Source organism: Kitasatospora sp. NPDC090308, assembly GCF_044769485.1.
Classification (GTDB): Bacteria; Actinomycetota; Actinomycetes; order Streptomycetales; family Streptomycetaceae; genus Kitasatospora; species Kitasatospora fiedleri.
The window spans coordinates 33,756-56,950 of sequence record NZ_JBIVXY010000022.1 but is presented as its reverse complement, the minus strand read 5'-3'; the positions used below and the strand labels follow the sequence as shown (position 1 = coordinate 56,950).

At 76.6% G+C, this 23,195-nt stretch carries 20 protein-coding genes; 13 read left to right on the top strand and 7 right to left on the bottom strand.

Annotated elements, in window-relative coordinates:
* Positions 1-135 precede the first annotated feature (135 nt).
* Positions 136-894, top strand: a complete 759-nt coding sequence (locus ACIQVD_RS31935; protein ID WP_400693301.1) for a glutamate racemase — start codon at positions 136-138, stop codon at positions 892-894.
* Between the two features lie 69 nt (positions 895-963).
* Here the strand turns inward: ACIQVD_RS31935 and ACIQVD_RS31930 are convergent, their stop codons facing one another.
* Positions 964-2,343 carry a ParB/Srx family N-terminal domain-containing protein gene (locus tag ACIQVD_RS31930; RefSeq protein ID WP_402292496.1) on the bottom strand — a complete coding sequence of 460 codons (1,380 nt, stop codon included), beginning with the start codon at positions 2,341-2,343 and terminating at the stop codon, positions 964-966.
* Positions 2,344-2,487: 144 nt separating this feature from the next.
* Here ACIQVD_RS31930 and ACIQVD_RS31925 point away from each other — a divergent pair, with 144 nt between their 5' ends.
* Genes ACIQVD_RS31925 through ACIQVD_RS31915 form a run of 3 tightly spaced genes read left to right on the top strand, consistent with a single transcriptional unit; the run spans position 2,488 to position 5,291 of the window.
* Positions 2,488-3,252 (top strand): DUF6193 family natural product biosynthesis protein, encoded by a 765-nt coding sequence (locus ACIQVD_RS31925; protein WP_402292495.1) that lies wholly within the window; start codon positions 2,488-2,490, stop codon positions 3,250-3,252.
* 57 nt (positions 3,253-3,309) lie between these two features.
* On the top strand, positions 3,310-4,491 hold the full coding sequence (locus ACIQVD_RS31920) for a glycosyltransferase (RefSeq protein ID WP_402292505.1): 1,182 nt from the start codon (positions 3,310-3,312) through the stop codon (positions 4,489-4,491).
* Positions 4,492-4,520: 29 nt separating this feature from the next.
* A complete protein-coding gene (locus ACIQVD_RS31915; RefSeq protein WP_402292494.1) occupies positions 4,521-5,291 on the top strand; it encodes an SAM-dependent methyltransferase in 771 nt (256 codons plus the stop codon).
* A 6-nt stretch (positions 5,292-5,297) separates the two neighbouring features.
* Here the strand turns inward: ACIQVD_RS31915 and ACIQVD_RS31910 are convergent, their stop codons facing one another.
* The 6 genes from ACIQVD_RS31910 to ACIQVD_RS31885 form a co-directional block, all read right to left on the bottom strand.
* The gene (locus tag ACIQVD_RS31910; protein ID WP_400693288.1) at positions 5,298-6,497 is read right to left on the bottom strand and encodes a glycosyltransferase family 4 protein; all 1,200 of its coding nucleotides are present in this window, start codon (positions 6,495-6,497) and stop codon (positions 5,298-5,300) included.
* A gap of 2 nt (positions 6,498-6,499) precedes the next feature.
* Complete coding sequence (locus ACIQVD_RS31905) at positions 6,500-7,699, bottom strand: polysaccharide ABC transporter ATP-binding protein (RefSeq protein ID WP_400693285.1); 1,200 nt, start codon at positions 7,697-7,699, stop codon at positions 6,500-6,502.
* A complete protein-coding gene (locus ACIQVD_RS31900; RefSeq protein ID WP_402292493.1) occupies positions 7,689-8,588 on the bottom strand; it encodes an ABC transporter permease in 900 nt (299 codons plus the stop codon). Before ACIQVD_RS31900 ends, ACIQVD_RS31905 begins: the two co-directional genes overlap by 11 nt.
* 367 nt (positions 8,589-8,955) lie before the next feature.
* Positions 8,956-9,708, bottom strand: coding sequence for a thiol:disulfide interchange protein DsbA/DsbL (locus ACIQVD_RS31895; RefSeq protein WP_402292492.1), 753 nt, complete (start codon positions 9,706-9,708; stop codon positions 8,956-8,958).
* A gap of 268 nt (positions 9,709-9,976) precedes the next feature.
* Positions 9,977-10,711, bottom strand: coding sequence for a hypothetical protein (locus tag ACIQVD_RS31890; protein ID WP_402292491.1), 735 nt, complete (start codon positions 10,709-10,711; stop codon positions 9,977-9,979).
* 167 nt (positions 10,712-10,878) lie between these two features.
* Entirely contained in the window at positions 10,879-11,946 is a 1,068-nt protein-coding gene (locus tag ACIQVD_RS31885; protein ID WP_402292490.1) for a glycosyltransferase, read from the bottom strand.
* Between the two features lie 169 nt (positions 11,947-12,115).
* Here ACIQVD_RS31885 and ACIQVD_RS31880 point away from each other — a divergent pair, with 169 nt between their 5' ends.
* The 9 genes from ACIQVD_RS31880 to ACIQVD_RS31840 all read left to right on the top strand — a co-directional run bounded on the left by ACIQVD_RS31880 (position 12,116) and on the right by ACIQVD_RS31840 (position 23,068).
* A complete protein-coding gene (locus ACIQVD_RS31880) occupies positions 12,116-13,234 on the top strand; it encodes a glycosyltransferase family 4 protein (protein ID WP_402292489.1) in 1,119 nt (372 codons plus the stop codon).
* Positions 13,235-13,683: 449 nt separating this feature from the next.
* Positions 13,684-15,567, top strand: coding sequence for an AAA family ATPase (locus ACIQVD_RS31875; protein ID WP_402292488.1), 1,884 nt, complete (start codon positions 13,684-13,686; stop codon positions 15,565-15,567).
* Positions 15,564-16,655 (top strand): glycosyltransferase, encoded by a 1,092-nt coding sequence (locus tag ACIQVD_RS31870; RefSeq protein WP_402292487.1) that lies wholly within the window; start codon positions 15,564-15,566, stop codon positions 16,653-16,655. The genes ACIQVD_RS31875 and ACIQVD_RS31870 overlap by 4 nt, the downstream gene beginning before the upstream one ends.
* Before the next feature lie 25 nt (positions 16,656-16,680).
* A complete protein-coding gene (locus ACIQVD_RS31865) occupies positions 16,681-17,715 on the top strand; it encodes a GNAT family N-acetyltransferase (RefSeq protein WP_402292485.1) in 1,035 nt (344 codons plus the stop codon).
* A complete protein-coding gene (locus ACIQVD_RS31860) occupies positions 17,715-19,256 on the top strand; it encodes a hypothetical protein (RefSeq protein ID WP_400693260.1) in 1,542 nt (513 codons plus the stop codon). The genes ACIQVD_RS31865 and ACIQVD_RS31860 overlap by 1 nt, the downstream gene beginning before the upstream one ends.
* Positions 19,253-20,455: a DegT/DnrJ/EryC1/StrS family aminotransferase gene (locus ACIQVD_RS31855; protein ID WP_400693257.1), complete on the top strand. Its 1,203-nt coding sequence runs from the start codon at positions 19,253-19,255 to the stop codon at positions 20,453-20,455. The genes ACIQVD_RS31860 and ACIQVD_RS31855 overlap by 4 nt, the downstream gene beginning before the upstream one ends.
* A 145-nt stretch (positions 20,456-20,600) precedes the next feature.
* Positions 20,601-21,053 carry a large conductance mechanosensitive channel protein MscL gene (mscL, locus tag ACIQVD_RS31850; RefSeq protein ID WP_100835442.1) on the top strand — a complete coding sequence of 151 codons (453 nt, stop codon included), beginning with the start codon at positions 20,601-20,603 and terminating at the stop codon, positions 21,051-21,053.
* A 338-nt stretch (positions 21,054-21,391) separates the two neighbouring features.
* The gene (locus ACIQVD_RS31845; RefSeq protein WP_400693253.1) at positions 21,392-21,988 is read left to right on the top strand and encodes a DUF6643 family protein; all 597 of its coding nucleotides are present in this window, start codon (positions 21,392-21,394) and stop codon (positions 21,986-21,988) included.
* Between the two features lie 177 nt (positions 21,989-22,165).
* The gene (locus ACIQVD_RS31840; protein WP_400693251.1) at positions 22,166-23,068 is read left to right on the top strand and encodes an MOSC domain-containing protein; all 903 of its coding nucleotides are present in this window, start codon (positions 22,166-22,168) and stop codon (positions 23,066-23,068) included.
* The last annotated feature ends 127 nt before the right edge of the window (positions 23,069-23,195 follow it).

Below are 23,195 nucleotides of genomic sequence, written 5' to 3'. Positions count from 1 at the left end.
TCCGGGGACGCGTCGCCCCGGGCCGGGGACACGCGCACGGCGCGGTCGTGCCGTCAGGCGGACGGCCGAACCGGGGCGGGCCCCGGAACGGCCGTCCGCCTGGCCGCCGAGGGGTTCGGGGTAGAGTCGGTGCTCGTGAAGATCGCCCTCGTGGACTCCGGAATCGGACTGCTCGCCGCCGCCGCCGCGATCCGCCGGGCCCGGCCCGACGCGGACCTGGTCGTCTCGTGCGACCCGGACGGGATGCCGTGGGGCCCGCGCACGCCCGAGGACATCGTCGAGCGCGCGCTGGCCTGCGCCCGGGCCGCCGTGGCGCACGGGCCGGAGGCGCTGGTGGTGGCCTGCAACACGGCCACGGTGCACGCGCTGGCGCGGCTGCGGACCGAGTTCGAGCCGGGGCTGCCGGTGGTCGGGACGGTCCCGGCGATCAAGCCGGCCGCCGCGGCCGGCGGGGTGGTGGCGATCTGGGCGACCTCGCGGACCACCGGGAGCGCGTACCAGCGCGGGCTGATCGCCGAGTTCGGCGGGGCCGCCGCGGTGCACGAGGTGGCCTGCCCGGGGCTGGCCGAGGCCGTCGAGCGGGCCGACGAGGCCGCGATCGCCGCGGCCGTCGCGTCGGCCGCCGCCCGCACCCCGGCCGGGACCACCGACGTGGTGCTGGGCTGCACCCACTACGAGCTGATCGACGACCGGATCGCCGCCGCGCTCGCCGGGCCGGTCCGGCTGCACGGCTCGGCGGACGCGATCGCCGCGCAGACGCTGCGCCGGCTCTCCCCCGCCACGCCGCCCGGCGGCGGGACGCTGACCGTGCTGCACTCCGGCCGCCCGGCGGCGCTCCGGGCCGAGGCGCTCGCGTACCCGCAGGGCGGGCTGCTGGCTGCGGCCCGGCTCTGACCGTCCCGCCTCGCCCCGTCCCGCCTCGCCCTGTCCCGCCTCGTCCCGTCCCGCCGCTCGGCGGGGGTGTCAGCCGATCGGGTTGCCGACCAGTTGCTGCGGGCCGGTGAACAGGTTCGGGGTGCAGCCGGGGCCCGCGAGGGTGAGGCGGTCGCGGGTGTTGACGATGCTGAGCGGGCCGGTCCAGTCGGCGCCGCAGATCCGCACCGTCCCGGCGCCGACGGCCTGCAGCGGGCCGTTGACGTCGGAGCCCGCGACCACCAGGTTCGCCCCGGCCCGGACCACGATCGGGCCGTTCTGCCGGGCGTTCACCAGGCAGGTGGTGCCGGTGGCGGCGGTGAGCGGGCCGTTGTGGGCGCCGGTCACGGTGGTGGTGCAGGCCGGGGTGGCCGGCAGCTTGGACCGGAAGTCCAGCGCGTAGGCGAGCTTGCCGGGCTTGGCGTCGGTGATCGGGGCGCTCAGCTTGCCGAACTCGCCGCCGGTGGGCTTCTTGCCCGCGTTCCAGGGGGTGAGCCGGCCGAGCTGGTCGGCGGTGGCGCCGCCGGAGACCACGGCGTCGCCGGGCAGCGCGGACATCGCCTGCGAGGCGGTGCGCACCGCGTCGAGGTAGGAGGCGAAGTCGCTGCTGTCGTAGGAGCCGGGCAGGCCGATGCCCTGGCCGCGCAGCCAGTCGCCCCACTGGAACTCGAGGAACTCGGCGGCGTCGTCGGGCACCGAGTAGCCGATGTCGCGGGTGAAGTAGACCAGGCTGCGGTACGGGTCGTCGTGGAAGTTCGCCAGGCCGAGGCGGGTCGGCAGCTGGTCGACGGTGAGGGGGTTCGCGTGCTCGTCGAGCAGCCGCACCCACCCGTGGTCCTGCATGGCCTGCCAGAACGCGGCCTTCGACAGCGCGCTGTAGTTGGCCTGGACGATCAGCCGGATGTGCAGCTTCGGCCCGCCCTCGGGGGTCTCCAGGAAGGAGGTGAGGGTGTGGTGGCCGTCCGTCAGGTAGAGCGCGCCGCCGGGGCCGACCACGACGGTCTTCATCTCGGCGCGGCTGGCCGCGGTCTCCTGCCCGACCGGGACGGTGCAGGTGAAGCTGGCCGGGTCGGCGAGGGTGGCACCGGCCGGGGCGGCGGCGACCGCGCCCTGGCCGTTGGTGGCGCACCAGTCGTCGAAGCGCTTGTTGATGCCGCCGTTGAGCCGGTCCTTGTCCGAGGCGTACCGGCCGAGCTTGTAGTAGACCTCGTCGTAGCCGACCGCGTCCTGGGTCGGGTGCAGCTGGTCGAGTGTCACGTCCAGCAGTTGGCCGGGCTGCGCGGCGAGCGCGGCCCCGGCGGCGGGGGCGGCCCCGGCGGGGGCGGCGAACCCGGTCAGCCCGCCGAGGGCGAGGGCCGACGCGGCGGCGAGCGCGGCCCGGCGGCTCGGGTGACGGTGGCGCGACGGGGCGGCGGACGCGGTGCCGGTCATCATCTGTTCTCCTGCTGATCGGATCGGCGGATTCCCGCCGCGCCCATCCAGCCACCCCCGCCCGCTCCCCGCACGTCCACCGGACGTCGCCCGGATGACGACCGGGTGAACCGTCCGCGCCGGGCCGGCACTACACTCCGCGCCATGACCGCTCCCCGCTACGCGTCTCAGGACGAACGGGACGCCGCCGCAGCCGAATTGGGTGCCCAACTGGCCCAGATCGCCGCCGCGGCCGGTGTCTTGCTGCCCCCGGCCCGCGAACTGTCCTGGTGCCGGGCCGGGTTCGTCGGGGAAACGACCGTGCTGGACGGCCCGGACAGCGCGGACGGCGCGGACGGCGCGGACGGCGCGGCCCTGCCGGTGCCCGACCGGGCGGACGTCCGCTGGAAGCGGGACGCCTCCGCCCCTCACCTGCTGCTGCGCCGCGGCCGGGGGACGCAGGCCCAGGGGTGGGCACCGGACCTGACCGGGGCCGTCCGGGCGGCGGCGGCCTGGCTGGCGGGCGCGGACCTGGCGGCGATCCGGCGGGCCGCCCCGTTCCTGCACGTCCCGGACTGGGCGTTCGTGCACGAGCGCGCGCCGCTGGACCGGGTCGAACTGTACTGGCGGACGCGCCTGGAGGCTTTCGCGCACGGCCCGTACCCCACCCGTGCCGAGGTGCGGGCCCTGTGGGAGGCCGCGTTCGCGGAACCCCGGCTGCGGCGGCTGCGGCCGGTCAGCAGCCACTTCACACTGTGGTTCTCCACCAAGTCCGACTACCCGTTCGAGCGGGTGGGCGCGGCCGTCGAGCCACTGCACACCGGGGGCTACCTGGTCCGCGGGCTCGCAACCGGGCCCGTCACCGTCACGACCCCCGCCGAGGCGGCCGCCCTGGCCGTGGCCGCGCTGCCGCCGGAGCCGTCGTCCTGACCGCGCGGCGCCGGGCCGGGTGGCGGGCCGTCGTGTCTCCGGGGCGGCCCGGGGTGGATCGGGCAGACTGCCGGGGTGACGGTCCTGTGGTGGGTCTCGGTGGTGTCGTTGCTGGCGTGGGTGTGGCTGGCGGTGGGTCACGGCGGGTTCTGGCGGACGGACCAGCGGCTGCCGCGCGGGAGCGGTGAGCCCGGGGCGTGGCCGTCGGTGGTGGTGCTGGTGCCGGCCCGGGACGAGGCGGCGGTGCTGCCGGTGTCGCTGCCGAGCCTGCTGGCCCAGGAGTACCCGGGGCGGGCGCGGGTGGTGCTGGTGGACGACCACAGTACGGACGGGACCGGTGAGCTGGCGCGGGAACTGGCCGGGCGGGTCGGGGGGCTGGAGCTGGCGGTGACCACTCCCCCGGCGCTGCCGGCGGGCTGGACGGGCAAGCTGTGGGCGCTGCGGCACGGGGTCGGGCAGGCCGGGGACGCCGAGTGGCTGCTGCTGACGGACGCCGACATCGCGCACCGCCCGGGCTCGCTGCGGGCGCTGGTCGCGGCCGGGGAGGGCGGCGGGCTGGACCTGGTGTCGCAGATGGCCCGGCTGCGGGTGGCGAGCGGCTGGGAGCGACTGATCGTCCCGGCGTTCGTGTACTTCTTCGCCCAGCTGTACCCCTTCCGCCGGGCCAACCGGCCCGGCTCCCGGACGGCCGCCGCGGCCGGCGGCTGCTCGCTGGTGCGCCGGGCGGCGCTGGAGCGGGCGGGCGGGGTGGCGGCGATCCGCGGCGCGGTGATCGACGACGTGTCGCTGGCCCGGGCGGTCAAGCGCACCGGCGGCCGGACCTGGCTGGGCCTCGCCGACCGGGTCGACTCCGTCCGCCCGTACACCGGGCCGGGCCCGCTGCGGCGGATGGTCTCGCGCAGCGCTTACGCCCAACTCCGGTACTCGCCGCTGCTGTTGGCCGGGACGGTGGCGGGCCTGGCGCTGGTCTACCTGGTGCCGCCGGTGGCCGCGGTCGCCGGGGCGGCGGCCGGGGCGTGGTGGACGGCCGGGGCGGGCCTGGCGGCGTGGGCGGTGATGGCCGGGACGTACGCGCCGATGCTCCGCTACTACCGGCAGCCCGTGTTCGCCGCCCCGCTGCTGCCGTTCACCGCGCTGCTGTACCTGCTGATGACGGTCGACTCCGCCGTGCAGCACTGGCGCGGCCGGGGCGCCGCCTGGAAGGGCCGCACCTATCCGCGGCCGCAGCGGGCCGAATAGCCGGGCGGCCCGGCGGGCAGGATCAGTCGATGGAGCGTCAGGACATCTCCCGGATCGCGCACCGCGACCACCCGATCGCCGCCCCGCTGTCCGACGAGGCGGTGCGGGAACTGCTGGAGCGGCTACTGCGCGGCCGGTCGGACGGGCGGCTGCTCGACCTCGGCTGCGGCGAAGCACCCTGGCTGCTGAGGGCGTTGGCCGCGCACCCCGCCCTGCGGGCGGTCGGCGTGGACCCGGACCCGGCCGCCCTGCGCACCGCGCTGCACACCGCGCAGCGCCTCGGCGTGGCCCGGCGGATCGGCCTGCACCACCGCGACGCCCGGGAGTTCACCACCGCCGAGCCCTTCGACGCCGTCCTGTGCGTGGGCGCGACCCGGGCCCTCGGCGGCCCCGGCCCGGCCCTCGCCGCGATCGGCCCGCTGCTCGCCCCGGGCGGCGCGGTGCTGCTCGGCGCCCCCTACCGGACCGGTGAACCCTCGCAGCAGGCACGGGAGTCGTTCGGGGCAGAGCTCACCGACCTGGCCGACCTCACCGACCTCGCCGACCTGGCCGGAACGGTCGCCGCGGTCCGGGCCGCCGGCTGGCTGCCGGTCGCCGCCCACACCTCCACCCGCGCCGAACTCGACGCCTACGCCTGGGCCCGGACCGGCTCCCTCGCCGACTGGGCCCTCGACCAGCCGCCGGGCCCCGACCGCGAGGCCGCCCTGCGCGCGGCGGACGCCCACCGCGAGCAGTGGCTGGCCGGCCACCGCGACGGCTTCGGCTTCGTGGCGCTGGTGCTGCGGCGGAACCCCGCTTAGGCGGTCTCAGCGGCCGAGCAGGCGGCGGGCGGTCGGCTTGACGAACTCGTAGCGGGACATCTGTTCGAGGTCGCGGAGCCAGGCGGTGCGGCCGGGGGGCCGGTGGAGGAGTTCGCGGTAGATCTCCTCGAAGGCGGTGGAGACGTGGCTGAGGGAGAACCGGCCCACGACCCAGTCGCGGCCCCAACTGCCCAGCTCGGCGCGGCGGGTGGGGCTGTCGGCGAGGGTGCGGATCTGGGCGGCGAGCGCCTTGGCGTCGGCGGGGTGGTCGCCGTGGCCGTACATGCAGCGGGAGGCGTGCGGTTCGACCAGCGGGCCGGGTTCGTGGAGGGCGGTGTAGCCGCCCGCGCCGTGCACGATGACGGGTTTGGCGAAGGCGAGGCCGCGCAGGGCCGAGCCGCCCATGCCGAGGACGAGGTCGGCGGCCTGGTAGGCGGGGCGGGGGTCGGCGCGCTGGCCGGTGAGGACGACCGCCTCGCGGCCGAGTTCCTCGTTGGCGCGGGCGGCCTCGGCGCGCAGGTGCGCCTCGCTGGGGCCGCCGCCGACGACGGCGAGGACGAGGGCCGGGTCGTCGAGGAGGCGGAGGGCGGCGATGGTGCGGGAGACGCCGGCGTCCTTCTCCAGGCCGGAGACCAGGCGGGTGACGATGCAGAGCAGCAGTTGGTCGGGTCCGGCGCCGACCTCCGCCCGGAACTCGGCGCCGGAGACGGCGCCGGGCGCGTCGGCGTCGGTGTCGACGGGGGGTTCGATCAGCCGCAGGTCGCGGTGGCCGAAGGCGCGGCCGTCGGGCAGCAGGGCGCCCAGGCCGAGCACCAGGGGCTGGTGGCGGGGCATGCCGCGGAGCATCCGGATGCCGTAGAAGGTGGTGACGACCGGCAGGCGGCCCTGGCGGCCGGGGCCGAAGTAGGCGTTCCGGGCGGCCCGGACCTCCCAGGCGTGGACGAGTTGGGAGCCGTGCTCGTCGGCGAGCCGGGTGAGGCGGGCCCGGATGACGGCGTGCGGGGTGCCCGGCTCCCCGGCCACCACCAGGTCGAGGCCGTGTTCGGCGGCGAGGTCGGCCAGCGGGGCGGGGCCGTCGACGCCCTGGGCGAAGAGCACCGGCTGGTGGCCGCGGTCGCGCAGGGTGCGGGCGATGTCGACGGCGTTGAGCTGGGCGCCGCCGAGGGCGAGGTTGTTGAGGTGGACCAGCACCCGGACGGATCGCATGCTCAGTCCTCCCACTGGTGCGGCACGAAGACCGGCGCGGCCATCACGACGGCGCGCGGCGGGGTGTCGAGCACCGGGCCGAACACGTCGAACTGGCCGGCCGAGTGCCAGCTCATCAGGGTGCCGCCGTCGGTCTTGCCGATCGAGTAGACGCCCGTCCACAGGGTGTAGCGGCCGCGCGGCAGCGGCAGCCGGGGGATGACGCAGGCGACCCGGTGGTCGCCACCGGTCAGCCGGATCTCGTGGCTGATCTGGAAGATCGGGCTGGAGGTGCCCTCGCTGACGCCCAGGTGCAGGGTGGCGTCGCCGCGGTAGTCGCCGCCGAGGGTGAGTTCGACGGTGACCGGCTCGTCGGTGTGCAGGGTGGCGGCGTCGCCGTCCTCGCCGCGCACCTCGTACTTGAGCAGTTGCAGCGGCTCGCCGACCAGGGCGCCCGCCTCGGACTGCGCCTCGATGGAGTCGCGGTAGCCGGCCAGCGCGTCCTTGATGCCCGCGTCGACCCGGACGGTGCCCTGCTCCAGCCAGACGCCGCGGCGGCAGATGGACTGCACGGCGGGCAGGTCGTGCGAGACGAAGACGATGGTGGTGCCCTGTTCGGCGACCTCGCGCATCCGGTCCAGGCAGCGCTGCTGGAAGACCGCGTCGCCGACCGCCAGCACCTCGTCGACCAGCAGGACGTGCGGCTCCAGGTAGGCGGCGACCGCGAAGCCCAGGCGCATCTGCATGCCGGAGGAGTAGAACTTGACCTGCCGGTCGATCGCGCCGCCGAGCCGGGCGAACTCGACGATGTCGTCGAAGCGCCCGGCGACCTCGCGGCGCTTGAGGCCGAGCAGCGCGCCGAACAGGTAGATGTTCTCCCGGCCGGTCAGATCGGGGTGGATGCCGGCCCGGATCTCGATCAGGGCGCCGATCCGGCCGCGCACGTCGATCACGCCCGCGTACGGGTACATCACCCGGGTGAGCATCTTCAGCAGCGTCGACTTGCCGGAGCCGTTGGAGCCGATCAGGCCGACCGACTCGCCGGGCTCGATGTGCAGGTTGACGTCGCGCAGCGCCCAGCGCCAGTCCTCGCCGCGGTCGCCGCGCAGGCGGCGGACGGCCTGGTCGACCCGGTCGCGCAGCAGCATCCGCTGCTGGTCGGCGCGGAACCGCTTCCAGACCTGCTCGGTGCGGATGGTGCCCGCAGGGTAGTCACGCGACATCGGCGATCCCCGTTTCCAGCTTCTTGAAGAGCAGGTAGCCGCCGACCAGGAAGACCAGCGAGCTGACCGCCGCGATCAGGGTCAGCCGGGCGTCGGGCGCCTCGCCGTACAGCAGCGCCCTGCGGTAGCCCTCGATGACCGCGCCGAGCGGGTTGACGCCGACGTAGACCTCCTGCAGGCGCTGCGGGATCTTGGCCAGCGGGTACGCGACGGGGGTGGCGAAGACGCCCATCTGGGTGATGATCGGCAGCAGGTGCCGGACGTCGCGCAGGTAGACCACGGCGACCGAGAGGACCAGCGCGATCCCGTAGGTGAAGGCGAACTGGATCAGCAGCAGCGGCACCACCCAGAGGAAGGTGGCGGCGGGCGCCGTCCAGAACACCAGGAACATCAGGCCCAGCACGCCGACGCCGATCACCATGTCGACGGTGGCGACCAGCATGGTGGCGAGCGGGAACACCTCGCGCGGGCAGTAGACCTTGTTCAGCAGGCTCAGGTTGTTGGCCAGGCTGAGCGCGCCCTGGTTCATCGTGTTGGAGAAGAACTGCCAGACGATCAGGCCGAGGTACGCGAACAGCGTGTACGGGACGTCACCGGTCTCGATCTTGACCGCGCGGTGGAACACCAGCGTGAAGATCGCGCACAGCGCGAGCGGGGTGAGCACCGCCCAGGCGAAGCCGAGCACCGCCTGCTTGTACCGGGCGCGCAGGTCGCGCTCGGCCAGCGCCCGCACCAACTCGCGGGCGGCCCACAGCTCGTGGGCGACCCGGAGGGGGCGGAGCCGGCGTTTGAAGACCAGTTCGGGCGGTGGCCCGACCGGGGCCGCGGCGCCCGGTGGGGCCACCTGGCTCCCGCGCTCGTCGATGAGCTGTGCGCGCTGTCCCCCCACGGACTCCCGCCCTCCCCGGGGGCGGTGCCCTCCCCCGGCGCCTGTGCCGTCTGACTGCCGTCTGCCGGGCAGGTGCCCGGCGTCCGCCCGGCCCTGCCGGTCGCGCGGTGCTCCGCGCGGCTCGGGTCCGGCCGCTCCCCCCGGTCGGGCCGACCCGCGGACCACAATGACACAGAGTGTGCGGGCCGGGGGCGGGTTCGGTGAAGATTGCGGCAGCTCAGGCCGGTTCGGGACGGTTCCGGACCGAACCGCCCTTTCCGGCCAGGGAGTTCGGGTGGGCGCCCGGAGGGCGGGCGGTGGGCGGGCGGTGCGGGCGGTCCGGGAACGGCGGCGGTCAGAGGGCAGTCAGACGGCGGTCAGGCGGGGGTCAGGCGGCGGGCCGGTCGGCGACCAGCCGGTCGAGCGCGGAGGGCATCCCCTCGACGCCCCCGGCCTCGGTGGGCGAGGTCCGGCCGGTGCCGTCGACGACCACGGTGGGCAGTTCGGCGATCCGGTTCCGGGCGAACAGCTCCGGGGCGTCCTCGACGGCCCGGTCGACCTCGGCGGAGCGGTACGCGGCCCGGAACTTCGCCGCGTCGACGCCCTGGGTGGCGACCCAGTCGGCGGCGGACTGCTCGGTGGTCAGGTCGGCGCCCTGCTCGCGGACCGCGCGGAACACCGCGGCCTGTAGCCGGTCGACCTCGCCGAGCCGGTCCAGCGCGTAGAACAGCCGTGCGTGGGCCCGCTGTTCGGCCTCGTCGGGGCTGCCGGTCCAGACCGCGGGAATCCGGCGCAGCGTGACGTCCGCCTGGTGCTCGGCGGCCCAGCGGGTCAGCGGCTGCTCCAGCAGGGCGGAGTGCGAGCAGTCGTACCAGAAGAACTCGACCGCCTCGTGGGCGCGTTGGGCCTTCGGCGCGGCCGGCAGCGGGGCCGCCGGGTCCAGCGGGCGGGTCACCGGCACCGGCACGTGCTGCTGGGTGGGCCCGGACGGCTGGACGGCGGGGAACTGGTGACCGAGGGTCGGCAGCTGCTGGCCGTGCGGCAGCGCGGGGAGGGCGGACGCGGCCCCGGCGGCGGCCGGGGCGGCCAACAGGCCCCCGGCGACGGCGAGCAGGACAGTGGTTCTGAGCAGCGACTTCACCCGGGCAGCCTGGCAGGCCGGGCGTGCGGCGTTCCAGGTGATCGGGCCCCGGTCGGCGGAATTCGCCGGATCGGAGCAGCGCGCCGGGGCGGTGGTTCGAACGTTCGTCGGGCGTTCGGGGCCCCGTCTGCCGCGACGGCGGTCGGCGGCTGCGGCGGTGCGGTGGTGCGGTGGTGCGATGACGGCTCTGGCGGTGACTGCGGTCCCCCGGGCTCGGTGGGCGGGCGCGCCCCCGCTCCGGCGCCCACCTGCGTCGGGGGACGGCGGGTTACTTGCCGTCGTGCTTCCACTGGGCGCGGGCCTCGGCCTCGCCGGCCTTCGGGACGCCGATCCGGATCTGGTCGGAGCCCTCCTCGGCGATCGGGCAGTAGCGGCCGTCCTCGACCTGCACGGTCAGCCCGAGCACCTCGCCGTTGCGGACCAGTTCCAGCACGTCGCCGGTGGTGCAGGTGGCGTTGGCGGCGACCGGCGGCGCGGAGAGCCAGCTGACGGCCTGGTAGACGGGCGTGCCGGGGTGCAGCACGGTGCCGTGGGCCCGGTCGGTGGCGAAGCTGCCGCCGCCCAGCACACCGCTCCTGAGCTTCGTGAAGGTGCCGGGGACGTGGTCGGTGCGCAGGTCGGGGCCGCCGTAGACGACGCAGTCGTGGCCGCTGGTGTTGGTCAGCTTGAGGACGCCGTTGATCCGCGGGTCGGCGCTCTTGTCGAGCGTCAGCTCGGCCTTGACGTCGCTCTCCTTCTCGGAGTTGCCGCAGAGCGGCACGTCGGCGGCGACCGTGCCGCCGGTGTTCTCGGTGCCGCCGGTGCCCCCGGCGGGGGCGGTGGCCGAGCCGCCGGTGCCGCCGGGGGCACCGGACGGGGTGGCGGCGGGCGGCGCGGCGGGGGTGCTCGCGGCGGTGGGGGCGGCGGGCGCGGCGGTGCCGCCGTCCTCCGGGTCACAGGCCGTCAGGGCCAGCACGGCACAGGCGGCCAGGGCGGCCAGGGCGGCGGGCTTGCGGACGTTCATCTCGGGCTCCTGCGGTGGGTCTCGGTGGCCGCCGGTCGGCGGCAAGCATCACCACGGCGTCCGGCTGTCGGGCGGTTGCGGGCCCGGACGTCCGGTACGGCGCTGTGACACGCGCCGTCGCACCGGAACCCGGACGCGGCGTCGACCGCCGTCCGGGGACGGCCGGTTCAGCGCGGGCGGGCGACCTCGCGCAGCAGGTGCTGCCAGGCGGTGGTGACGGGGGCCAGGTCGAAGTGGGCCAGGGCGTGGGCGCGGGCGGCCGCGGCGTAGCGGGTGCGGTCGGCGGCCAGCAGGGTGCGCAGGGCGGCGGCGAGCGCGGCGGGGTCGCCGGGCGGGGCGAGCAGGCCGGTCTCGCCGGGGCGGACCACGTCGGAGACCCAGCCCACGTCGGTGGCCACGGCGGGGACGGCGGCCAGCGCGGCCTCGATCAGGACGCCGGGCACGCCCTCGGAGTCGCTGGTGAGCAGCAGCAGGTCGGCGGCCCGGTAGAGCGCGGCCGGGTCGGCGAGCGGGCCGAGCAGGTGGGTGCGCGGGCCGGGGACGAGGGCGGGGCGCAGCGGGCCCTCCCCGGCCAGCGCGAGGTGGACGTCCCCGGGCAGCAGGGCGTGCGCGGCCAGCGCCAGGTCGGGGCGCTTCTCGGGGCTGAGCGCGCCGATCCAGGCGATCAGCGGGGCGTCGGCGGGCAGCCCGAGGGCGGCCCGGGCGGCGGCCCGCTCGGTGCGGTCGGCGGCGGGCGGGAAGCGGTCGGCGGGGCGGGCGTTGGGCAGGGCGCGCAGGCGGCGGGCGGGGAGCCGGAAGCGGGTGCGCAGGAGCTCCACGGCGTGCGGGGAGATCGCGGCGACGGCCGCGGCCCGGTGCAGCAGGGCGCCGACCCGCAGGCGGCGCAGCGGGTCGGCGGTCCAGTGCCGGGGGTCGCCGATGTTGACGTACACGAAGGGGGTGCGGGCGGCGAACAGGCCCAGCGCGCACGCCTGGAGGGTCGAGGAGCCGTGCGCGACCACCACGTCGGCGCGGGCGGCGGCGCGGCGCAGCGCGCGCAGCGTGGCGGGGTGGTGCCGGGAGGGGCCGAGCACGGGGACGGGCGCGCCGGCGGCCGCGTCGGGGTGCGGGTGCAGGGCGACCAGGGCGGAGTGCTGGCCGCGGCGCAGCAGTTCCTCGTGCAGGTCGCGGGCGAGGCGCTGGGCGCCGCGGGCCCGCGGGTCGGTGATGACGTGGAGTACCCGCGGCTCGGCCATGGCGTCGAGACTACCGAGCGGGGGGCGGTCGGGTGGGGCGATCCGGGGCCCTCGGCCGCTTCCGGGGTTTCCTCCGGTTCGGCGGACGCGGGGTGGTGCGGGCTGGGATGCTGAGCGGCGGTCAGGGGGTGGCCCGGGCGAGGGGGTTGGCGCGGTGCGCGTGGTGTACGTGATCGACAGTGTGAGCCGGGTGGGCGGGGCGGAGCAGGGGCTGGTGGCGATGGCCCCGTTGCTGGTGCGGTCCGGGGTGGAGCTGCACGTGGCGTTCCTGAAGGAGTCGCCGGGCGGGTTCCAGGAGGAGTTGCGGGCGGCGGGCGCCGGGGTGCGTGCGGTGGCGGGGGGTTCGCGGGGGGCGCGGGCGGCGGGGTTGCGGGCGGAGTTCCGCCGGCTGCGGCCGGACCTGGTGCACACCACGCTGTACGAGTCGGACGTGCTGGGCCGGGCGGCGGCGTTCGCGGCGCGGGTGCCGGTGGTGTCGAGCCTGGTGAACTCGGCGTACGGGCCGGAGCACCTGCACGCGCGCGGGTTGAGTCCGTGGAAGGTGCGGGCGGCGCAGGCGGTGGACGCGGTGACGGCGCAGGGGGTGCGGCGCTTCCACGCGTTGACCGAGCACGTCGCGGAGGTGATGGCGGCCCGGCTGCGGGTGTCGCGGCGGCGGATCGACGTGGTGCCGCGCGGGCGGGACCCGCGGCTGCTGGGGCGGGTGACGGCGGAGCGGCGGGCGGAGGTCCGGAAGTCGCTGGGGTTGGCCGAGGGGGTGCCGGTGGTGCTGGCGGCGGCCCGGCAGCAGTACCAGAAGGGCCTGGACGTGCTGGTGTCGGCGTGGCCGCGGGTGCGGGCGGCGCGGCCGGACGCGGTGCTGCTGCTGGCGGGCAGCCGGGGGGCGGAGACGGCGCGGCTGGAGGGCTTGGCGGCGGAGACGGGGGGTGTGCGGTTCCTGGGGCCGCGGGACGACGTGTTCGACCTGATGGCGGCGGTGGAGGTGTGCGCGGTGCCCTCGCGCTGGGAGGGGCTGGGCAGCGCGGCGCTGGAGGCGATGGGCGTGGGCGTGCCGCTGGTGTGCGCGGACGTGCCGGCGCTGCGCGAGACGGTGGGTTCGGAGGGGTGCGCGCTGCTGGTGCCGCCGCAGCGGCCGGACGCGCTGGCCGGGGCGCTGGTGCGGGCGCTGGAGGAGCGCGGGGAGGCGCTGGCGCGGGCGGAGGCGGCCCGGGCGCGCTTCCTGGCGGGGTACACGCTGGAGCGGGTGTCGGCGCGGATGGTGGAGTTCTACGGGCGCGCACTGGCCTGACGGGGGGCGGGCGGTTCGGCCACCGACCGCGGCGGTTCGGCCACCGACCGCGGCGGTCCGACCGGTGGCGGGACGGGTGGTCAGGCCGGCGGTCGGGTGGTCGGCCGGGCGGCCGGGAGGCGCGTCCGGGCGTTTGATGACTGCACGTCAGTTCGGGTGCGGGCGTCCGGAATCAGCCCCGCACCAGGTGTCAGTATGGCCAAAGTGCTTGCGCCGCAGGTCCGGGGCGGGAAGCATCGGGCGCAGGGGAGGGCCGTGGGGGCGGCCTCGTGCGTTCGACTTTCCCTCCGCCGCAGCCGGGGGCGGGTACGGGGCTCGGCCCGGTGCCGTTCCCGGGGGGATCCGAGGTCCGGGGTGGCCGGACCGGCCGCATCGATGCGCGCCGCCCGGGGGGGGCGGGTGCGGCCGTGGGCGCGTGTGCACCGTGACGAGGCGAGGGGAACCAACCGGTGGAACCGGCAAATCTGTTCACCGTTCTGCGACGGTACTGGCGGCTGCTGGCCGCCTGCACGGCGGCCTCGCTGGTCGTCGGTTTCCTGCTGACGCCCGCCGGTGACGCCGTGGACAACGGCAAGTGGCAGTGCAAGGTGGCGATCACGCCGGTGGCCGGCGCGGCGGACACCGTGCGCGCCGACCAGGTGCTGTCGTACGCCCAGGGTTCGGCGGTGACCACGGCGGCGGCGCAGAAGCTGCACATCACCGACGTGGCGGCGCTGACGGCGCGCCGGACGGTGGCGGCGGAGTCCACCCAGATGCTGCTGTTCACCACCACCGGCCCCACCCAGCAGACCTGCGCGGACCTGGCGGCGGCGCTGTCGGAGGCGACCATCACCGGCTACGCCCAGGAGTCGCGCCGGAGCGCCGACGAGTCGATCAAGCGGCTGCGCACCCAGGCGGACGCCCAGCAGTCGCAGCTGGACGACCTGCAGAAGTCGTTCAGCAAGGCCAACGCGAGCGATCAGGCCAAGCTGCAGCCGCAGCTGTCGACGGCGACGGCGGCGCTGACCAAGACCCTCGGGGCCATCGCCGACCTGCAGAACTACAGCCAGACCGACGCGATCCAGCAGTGGGGCTCGATCGACGCCAAGGAGCTCGGCGGCAGCCTGCTGACCTCGCCGACCCGCGGGGTGCGGCTGTCCCTGGCGGTGGTGCTGGGCCTGGCGCTGGGCGTGGTGGCGGCGCTGATGCTGTCCCGGATGGACACCCGGCTGCGCACCCGGGACGGCACCGAGGAGGCGTTCAACCTGCCGGTGATCGGCGAGATCCCGCGCCTGTCGCGGCGGCTGCGGCGGCTGCGCGAGCCGCTGGTGACGGCCCGTCCGGAGGACCCGGCGACCGAGGCGTTCCGCTCGCTGCGCTCGACGCTGCTGCTGACCGGCCCGGAGGCGCTCTCCTCCCAGCTCGGCCAGGGCGGCCTGGACCACGACGACCGGCGGGTGCGGCGGGCGGTGGAGCCGGCGCCGGTGGTGCTGGTGATGTCGGGCCGCTCGGGCGACGGGCGGACCACCACGGTGGCGAACCTGGCGGCGGCGCTGGCCGAAACCGGCCGTCAGGTGCTGGTGCTGGACTGCGACTTCCGGCAGCCGGAGCTGAACGCGCGGTTCGGGATGGACGAGGGCCCGGGCATGGCGGAGCTGCTCTCCGGCGAGCAGCTGACCGACCTGGTGGACCTGATCCGCCCGACCCGGGTGCCGAACGTGGCGATGATCGCGGGCGGCCACGCCACCGCGTACCCGGCGGCGCTGGTGCTGCGCGCCGGGGAGGTGCTGGCGCTGGCCCGGCGGCACGCGGACGTGGTGCTGATCGACTCCTCGCCGCTGCTGCACGCCAACGACGCGTACGACCTGGTGCAGCACGCGGACGCGGTGCTGGTCACGGTGATGGCGGGCAACGTCCGCCCGGAGGAGGCCGACCGGGTCTCCGAGCTGCTGGCCCGCACCGGCGTGCCGGTGGCGGGGGTGGCGCTGCTGGGCACCGAGGTCGCCACCGGGCGGCGGAACCGCTCGCTGCGGCTGCCGGGCCGGCTGGGCGGCCGGCCGCCGCTGGGCCCGCTGCCGTCCCGGCCGGAGCTGCCGCGCCCGGCGGCGGCCGGGGCGGCCGGGCGGGCCGAGCCCCGGCCGGAGCCGCGGCGCACCGGGCCCCGGCCGGACGGGCCGCGCCGGGCCGAGCACCAGCGGGCGGCGGACACCCGGCGCGGCGAGCCGGTGTACGGGGCCGGCGAGGGCGGCACCCGGCGGGACGGGGCGGCCAGCTGGGGCCGCCGCCCGGCGGAGCTGCCGCCGGAGGAGCCGGTGGAGACCACCCTGCAGCTGCGGCTGGGCGAGGAGCGGTGAGCGGGCGGCGGACGAAGGTGCTCTGGCTGGCCAAGGGCCTGGGCCGGGGCGGCGCGGAGCAGCTGCTGGTGAACTGCGTGCGCCACGCGGACCGGGAGCGCTACCAGATCGAGGTGGCGTACGTGCTGCCGCACAAGGACGCGCTGGTGCCGGCGCTGGCGGCGGCGGGCGTGCCGGTGCACTGCCTGGGCGGCGCGCCGGGGCGGCGCTGGCCGCTGCGGCTGCGGCGGCTGCTGGCGGAGCGCCGCTACGACCTGGTGCACACCCACATGCCGGTGCCCGCGGTGGCGGCCCGGCTGCTGCGGCCCGCCGGGCCCCGGCCCCGGCTGGTGCACACCGAGCACAACCTGTGGGAGCGCTACCGGCTGCCGACCCGCTGGGCGAACGCGCTCACCTACCGGCGCAACGACGCGGTGATCGCGGTGTCGCACGCGGTGGCGGCGGGCGTCGGGCGGCGGCGGGCGGGCGAGTGGCTGTCGGTGGTGCACCACGGCCCGGACCTGGGCGGCGCGCCGTCCGGGCCGGCGGCGCGGCGGGCGGCCCGGGAGCGGCTCGGGCTGCCGCCGGAGGCGCTGGTGGTCGGCACGGTCGGCAACCTGACCGCGAAGAAGGACCAGGCGACGCTGCTGGCGGCGTTCGCGATGCTGCGCGGGCGGGAGCCGGACGCCCGGCTGGTGCTGGTCGGCTCGGGGCCGCTGGAGGCGGAGTTGAGGGCCCGGGCGGGCGACGGCGTGCTGTTCGCGGGGACGCGCGCGGACGTGCCGGAGCTGCTGCCGGGCTGGGACGTGTTCTGCCTGAGCTCGCGTCAGGAGGGCCTGCCGGTGGCGCTGATGGAGGCGATGGCCTCGGGGCTGCCGTCGGTGGTGACCGGGGTCGGCGGCGTGCCGGAGATCCTGGACGACGGCGTGGAGGGCCGGCTGGTGCCGCCGGGCGACCCGGCGGCGCTGGCCGCCGCGCTGGGCGAGCTGACCGGTCCGGGTGCGCGGGAGCGGATGGGCGCGGCGGCCCGCAGGCGCGCGGAGTCCTTCGACGTGGCGGGCGCGCAGCGGGCGGTCGAGCGGGTGTACGCCCGGGTCCTGGCGAACTGAACCGACGGGTGGGGCGGAGCACGACGTGGGTGGTGGACTGACGTACCGCCGGCTGGAGCCGGGGGACGTGCCGGCGGTGCTGGAGCTGTTGACGGCTTCGCTGGCGGGCGGCCCGACCGGGCGGCGCAGCGCGGAGTTCTTCGACTGGAAGCACCGGGACGGCCCGTTCGGGGCGAGCCCGGGCCTGGTCGCGGTCGCGGAGGACGGGCGGATCGCGGGGGTGCGGCTGTTCCTGCGCTGGGAGTGGCGCGGCGGCGACGGGCGGACGGTGCGGGCGGTGCGCCCGGTGGACACCGCGACCCACCCGGACTTCCGGGGGCGCGGGATCTTCCGCCGGCTGACCACCGAGCTGCTGGCGGAGGTCGCCGGCGAGGCCGAGCTGGTGTTCAACACGCCGAACGGCGACAGCCTGCCGGGCTACCTGCGGATGGGCTGGCGGGAGCTGGGCCGGGTGCCGGTGGCGCTGCGGGTGGCCCGGCCGGTGTCGTTCGCCCGGGGCGCCCGGTCGGCACTGGCCCGCCGCCCCGGCCCGGCGGGGCCGCCGCGCTGCGAACTGCCGTCCGCCGCCGGGTGGCTGGCGGCCCCGGACGCCCGGCTGGCGGAGCTGCTGGCCGAGCGGGCCCGGGCGGACGCGGCCGATCCGCGGCTGCACACCGTCCGCACCGCCGGCTACCTGGCCTGGCGGTACGGGGCGGCGCCGGGCCTGGACTACCGGGTGGCGACCGTGGAGCGGGGCGGCGAGCTGGTCGGGGTGGCGTTCGGGCGGCCCCGGCGGCGCGGCCCGCTGGCCGAGTTCACGCTGTCCGAGCTGATCGTCCGCCCGGGCGACCGGGACGCCGCCGGTCGGCTGCTGCGCGCGGCGGCCGGCGCGGGCTGCGACCACGCGGCGACGCACCTGTCCCCCGGCACCGAGGCCGCCGCGGCCGGGCTGCGGGCGGGCTGCGTGCGGGCGCCGCGCACCGGCATGGTGCTGGCCGCCCGCACCCCGACCGGCCCGCTGCCGGCCGAACGCACGCTGGCCGACTGGCGGTTCAGCCTCGGCGACCTGGAGGTCTTCTGATGGCGGCCCCGTCCGCCGCCGCCCCCGCCCACCGGCGTGCGCGCCGCCGCCCCCGCCCGCCGGCCCGGCTGGGCGCGGTGCTGCGGCGCGGCCGGCCGGCGGCGCTGGCCTGGGCGGTGGTGCTCGGCTACGTCACGGTCTTCGTGCTGGCGATGGTGCACACCACGTACGACACCTGGGGGGCGCTGCTGGTGGCGCCCGCGCTGATGGCGGTCGGCACGCCGGTGCTGGCCCGGGTGGCGGCGGGCAACCCGGAGCGCGGGGTGTTCAAGCTGCTGATGGTGGCGATGGCGGCGAAGCTGGCCTGCGCCTTCCCGCGCTACCTGATGGCGTTCGTGCTGTACGGCGGCGCGGCGGACGCGAAGATGTACGACCAGAAGGGCTCCGAGCTGGCCCGGTACCTGACCACCGCCGACCTCTCCGCCGGGCTGCACTACGACCTGGGGATGAAGGTCGCGGGCACCGGCTTCGTGATCATCGTGACCGGCGTGGTCTACGCGGTCACCGGGCCGACCCTGGTCGGCGGCTTCCTGGTGTTCTCCTGGATCGGCTTCTGGGGGCTGCTGTTCTTCTGGCGGGCGCTGCAGATCGCCTTCCCGGAGGCCGACTCCCGGCGCTACGCGAAGCTGGTGTTCTTCCTGCCCTCGCTGCTGTTCTGGCCGTCCAGCATCGGCAAGGACGCCTGGATGATGTTCTGCCTGGGCCTGACCACGTACGGGGTGGCCCGGCTGCTGGACCGGCGGTTCGGGGCGTTCGCCTGCATCGCGCTGGGCTCGCTGGGCACCGCGATGGTGCGCCCGCACGTGACGGTGCTGGCGGGGGCCGGCCTGAGCGTGGCGTACCTGCTGCGCAAGCGGCCGCGGCAGGTGTCGGCGCTGGGGCCGCTGCGCACGGTGCTGACGGCGGCGGTGCTGGCGGTGGGCGTGATGCTGATGCTCCAGCAGGTGTCGACCTTCTTCGGCACCAACGGCACCGGCGGGGACGCCGTCAACCAGGTGCTGTCGGAGACCTCGCGGCGCACCTCGCAGGGCGACTCGGTGATCAACGCGGCGACCGCGGACGAGCCGGCGCCCGCGTTCAGCCTCAACCCGCTCAAGCTGCCGATGTCGGTGGTCAGCGTGCTGTTCCGGCCGTTCCCGTTCGAGGCGTCGAACGTGCAGAACCTGATCCAGTCGGTGGAGTGCTTCGCGCTGCTGGTGATGTTCATCCGGGCCTGGCCGCAACTGGCCCGCATCCCGCGGCTGTTCGTCCAGCGCTCCTACGTGGCCTTCACCGTGGTGTACGCGCTGCTGTTCTGCTGGGCGTTCTCGACCATCAACAACATGGGCATCCTGTCCCGCGAACGGGTGCAGGTGCTGCCGCTGGTCCTGGTGCTGCTGGCGATCCCCCGGCCGGCCGCCGCCGGGCCGGTGCGCCGCCGCCGGCCGCCGCTCTGGCGCGCCCAGCCCGGCCAGTGGGGCGCCGCCCGCCCGGGCCCCGAACCCCCGGCCGCCGTCGGCGCGCCGGATCCGTCCCGAACCCAGGGGGGCTCGACCTCATGACGACCGACCAGAACCGCCCCGCCGCCCTCGGCGGCGCGCCCGCCTTCCCCGACGGCCTGCCGCTGACCCGGGTCCGGGTGCCCGACCGGGAGGCGCTGCTCGGGCGGCTCGCCGGGGTGCTCGACTCCGGGATGCTCACCAACGGCCCGCTGGTGCGCGAACTGGAGGAGCGGGCGGCCGAGTTGATGCAGGTGCCGCACGTGGTGGCGGTCTCCAACTGCACGGCCGGCCTGATGCTGGTGCTCCAGGCCGCGGGGGTGGACGGGCGGCGGCCGGTGCTGATGCCGGGCTTCACCTTCTCGGCGACCGCGCACGCCGCGCACTGGGCCGGCGGCACCCCGCTGTTCGCCGAGGCCCGGGAGGAGGACATCACCCTGGACCCGGCCGACGCCGAGGCCCGGCTGAAGGCCGCCGACGCGCCCGCCGCGCTGATGGCCACCCACGTGTACGGAACGCCGTGCCAGACCGAGGAGTTGCAGCGGGTCGCCGACGCGGCCGGGCTGCCGCTGGTGTACGACGCCGCGCACGGCCTGGGCTCGAAGCGGCGCGGCGTGCCGGTGGGCGGCTTCGGCCTGGCCGAGGTGTTCTCGATGAGCCCGACCAAGGTCGCGGTGGCCGGCGAGGGCGGCCTGGTCGCCACCCGGGACGCCGCGCTCGCCCGGACCCTGCGCACCGCCCGCGACTACGGCAACCCCGGCGACTACGACACCCTGTTCCCCGGCCTGAACGCCCGGATGAGCGAGCTGCACGCCGCGGTGGGCCTGACCTGGCTGGCGGGCCTGCCCGAGCGGGTCGCCCACCGGGGCGCGCTGGTCGCCGAGTTCGCCCGCGCCACCGCGGGACTGCCGGGCCTGCGGCTGGCCCTGCCGGAGGAGGGCGACACCTCCACCTTCAAGGACCTCACGCTGATCCTGGACCCGGACGCCTTCGGCCTCGACAACCGCCAACTCGCCGACGCGCTGCGGGCCGAGGGCATCGACACCCGCCGCTACTTCTTCCCGCCGGTGCACCGGCAGCGCGCGTACGCCCACCTCGGCCAGGCGGACGGCCTGCCCCGCACCGACCGGCTGGCCGCCTCGGTGCTGACCGTCCCGCTGTGGTCGCACATGGACGCCGCGACGGTCCGCCGGGTCGCCGACGCGGTGGTGCGCGTCCAGCCCTTCGCGGCCGAGCTGGCGGCGGGCGCGGCGCGCGGCTGAGCCGGTCCGGGCGCGCGGCCGAGGCGGTCCGCCGGGCCCGACCGCCGGGCCCGTCCGATCGACTCTCGCAAGGCGGTTCGGGCATTGGTCGGATCAGGTGAACTCGGTTGGACCGGGGGGAGGTTGACGCGCCAGGATGGCCGCCATGTTCAAGGGATTCCGCAGCTTCCTGCTGCGCGGCAACGTGGTCGACCTCGCGGTCGGCATCGTCATCGGCGCCGCCTTCACCGCCGTCGTCACCGGTTTCGTCGCAGCCTTCCTGACCCCGCTGATCGGCATCGCCTCCGGCGCGGTCGGCGACTTCAGCAAGGAGACGTTCGACGTCGCCGGCGTCACCTTCCCGTACGGCGCGTTCCTCCAGGCGCTGATCAGCTTCGTGCTGGTCGCCGCGGTGATCTACTTCGCCGTGGTGGTGCCCGTCGGCAGGCTGCAGAACCGTTTCAACCCGGTCAAGGACACCCCGGTGGCCAAGGCCGACTGCCCCGAGTGCCTCAGCACCGTCCCGGCCGCCGCGACCCGGTGCGCCCACTGCACCACCGAACTGGCCGGCCGCCCGGGCTTCCCCGCCCAGGCCGTCGCGAGCGCGACCGCCCGCTGAGCGCCCTTTCCGCACGACCCCCGGCCCGGACGGCTCCCGCCGTCCGGGCCGGACCGCTTCCCGGCGGCGGTCCGGGCCCCCGTGCCTCACCGCGCCTTAACGGAACCTTGGCGCAGCCTTTCGGCTGACCGGATCGGTGGCTTTTGTCCACCCCCGGACGGGCCCGGATGAGCGCGGGGTGCACGGCCGGTGGACCCCGGATGACCGAAACCGGACGCCCATTCGCCCGACTCTGTACGGCATTGCCCGATTCGGGCGAGCGAAGAGTCTGTAAACAGTTGAACTCCAGGCCGTTCCGCTCTCCTCAGCAGGCACGTTGTGGGCTTACGGTATGCCCCATGACCTCGCCCCGCTCCTACGACGGAGTCGGCTACCCCCCTCCGTCCTTCTCCTCCGGCACGCCCATCTACGACAGCCTGGTCGCAGAGCGCGGCATCCCGCAGATCGCACCCATCAACGTGCCCCCGGCCCTCCCGGCCGCGTCCTGGTCCTCCGCCTACGGCAGCGGTTTCGGCACCGGTCCCGACTCCTCCCAGTCGAACCTGCCCGCCCTGCCCCCGGCCCGTCTCGCCCTCGGCCCCGGCCCGAGCAGCACCCCGGCCCCGGCGCCGTACATCCCGGCCCAGCCCGGCTACGCCCACGCCCCGCAGCCCCCGCAGCCCGGCTACGCGAGCGCCCCGCAGGGCTTCGGCCAGCGCCCGGCCGCCCCGGCCTACCCGCAGCCCGGGCAGGGCTACCCGGCCCCGCAGGCCCCCGGCGGCTTCGCCGCGGCCCCGCAGAGCTTCACGCCGACCTTCAACTCCCAGCAGTTCGGCGCCCAGCCCGCCCCGCAGCAGCAGTCGTTCGGCGACCAGTCCTTCGGCGGCAACACCCTGCGCCCGGCGGCCGCCCCGCAGCAGTACCCGCAGTACCGGCAGTACCCGCAGGCAGGCTGAGAACCCCTCCGGGGGGCGAGGTCACCACGCAACGGAGCGTTTTCTCCCCCACCCGTCCGCCCGCGCACCCCACCGGGGCGGACCCGCACCGCCACGGTTCCCCGTGCCCCGCCAGGGGCCCGGGGAACCGTCGTACCCGCCTGCCGCGGCCCCCGCCCGCCTGGCAGGATGGGCGCCATGCCCCGTCTCGCCGCCCTGCACCTGTACCCCGTCAAGTCGATGTACCGGCTCAGCCCGCCGTCCGCCGCGGTGCAGCCCTGGGGCCTGGCCGGGGACCGCCGCTGGATGCTGGTCGACGCCGACGGCACCGCCCTCACCCAGCGCGACGAGCCCGCGATCGGGCAGTTCCGCCCCGCCCCGTCCGCCGACGGCGCGTCGCTCACCCTGACCGGCCCGGACGGCGACGTCCACACCCTGCCCGCGCCCAGCCTCGCCGCCGGCGCCCCCGAGGCCGACGTCAGCGTCTTCGGCACCCGCTTCTCCGCCGCCGAGGCCGGCAAGGACACCTCCGCCTGGCTGGCCGAACGGCTGCCCGCCAAGCTCGGCGAGGTCCGGCTGGTCCACCTGGACCGCCCGGCCACCAGCCGCCCGATCAACCCGGAGTACGCCGACCCGGACGAGACCGTCTCGATGGCCGACGGCTTCCCGCTGCTGCTCACCACCACCGCCTCGCTCGACGAGCTGAACGCCCGGATCGCCGCCGACCACCCCGACGACCCGCGCAAGGGCGCGGCGCTGCCGATGGAGCGCTTCCGCCCCAACCTGGTGGTGTCCGGCACCGCGCCGTGGGCCGAGGACGGCTGGCGGCGGATCCGGGTCGGCGGGCTGGAGTTCCGGGTGGCGAAGCCGTGCGGGCGCTGCGTGGTGACCACCACCGACCAGGAGACCGGCGAGCGGCGCGGCCCCGAGCCGCTGCGGGCGCTGGGCCGCCACCACCGCTTCGGCCAGAAGCTGGTGTTCGGCCAGAACCTGGTCCCGGTCCGCCCCGCCGCGCCCGCCGAGGTGCTGGGGACGCTGGCGGTCGGCGACCGGGTGGAGGTGCTGGAGGAGGCCCCGGCGCCGCTGCCGGACCGCCGCTGACCGCCGCTGACCGGCGCCGACCGGCGCCGACGCGCCGCCGCGGGGCCGCCCGCCCGCGCCGTCAGCCGCGTGCACCCGGAACCACCCCCGGCCTCGGTCGTTGAACCGGGCGCCGGACCCGGACGGC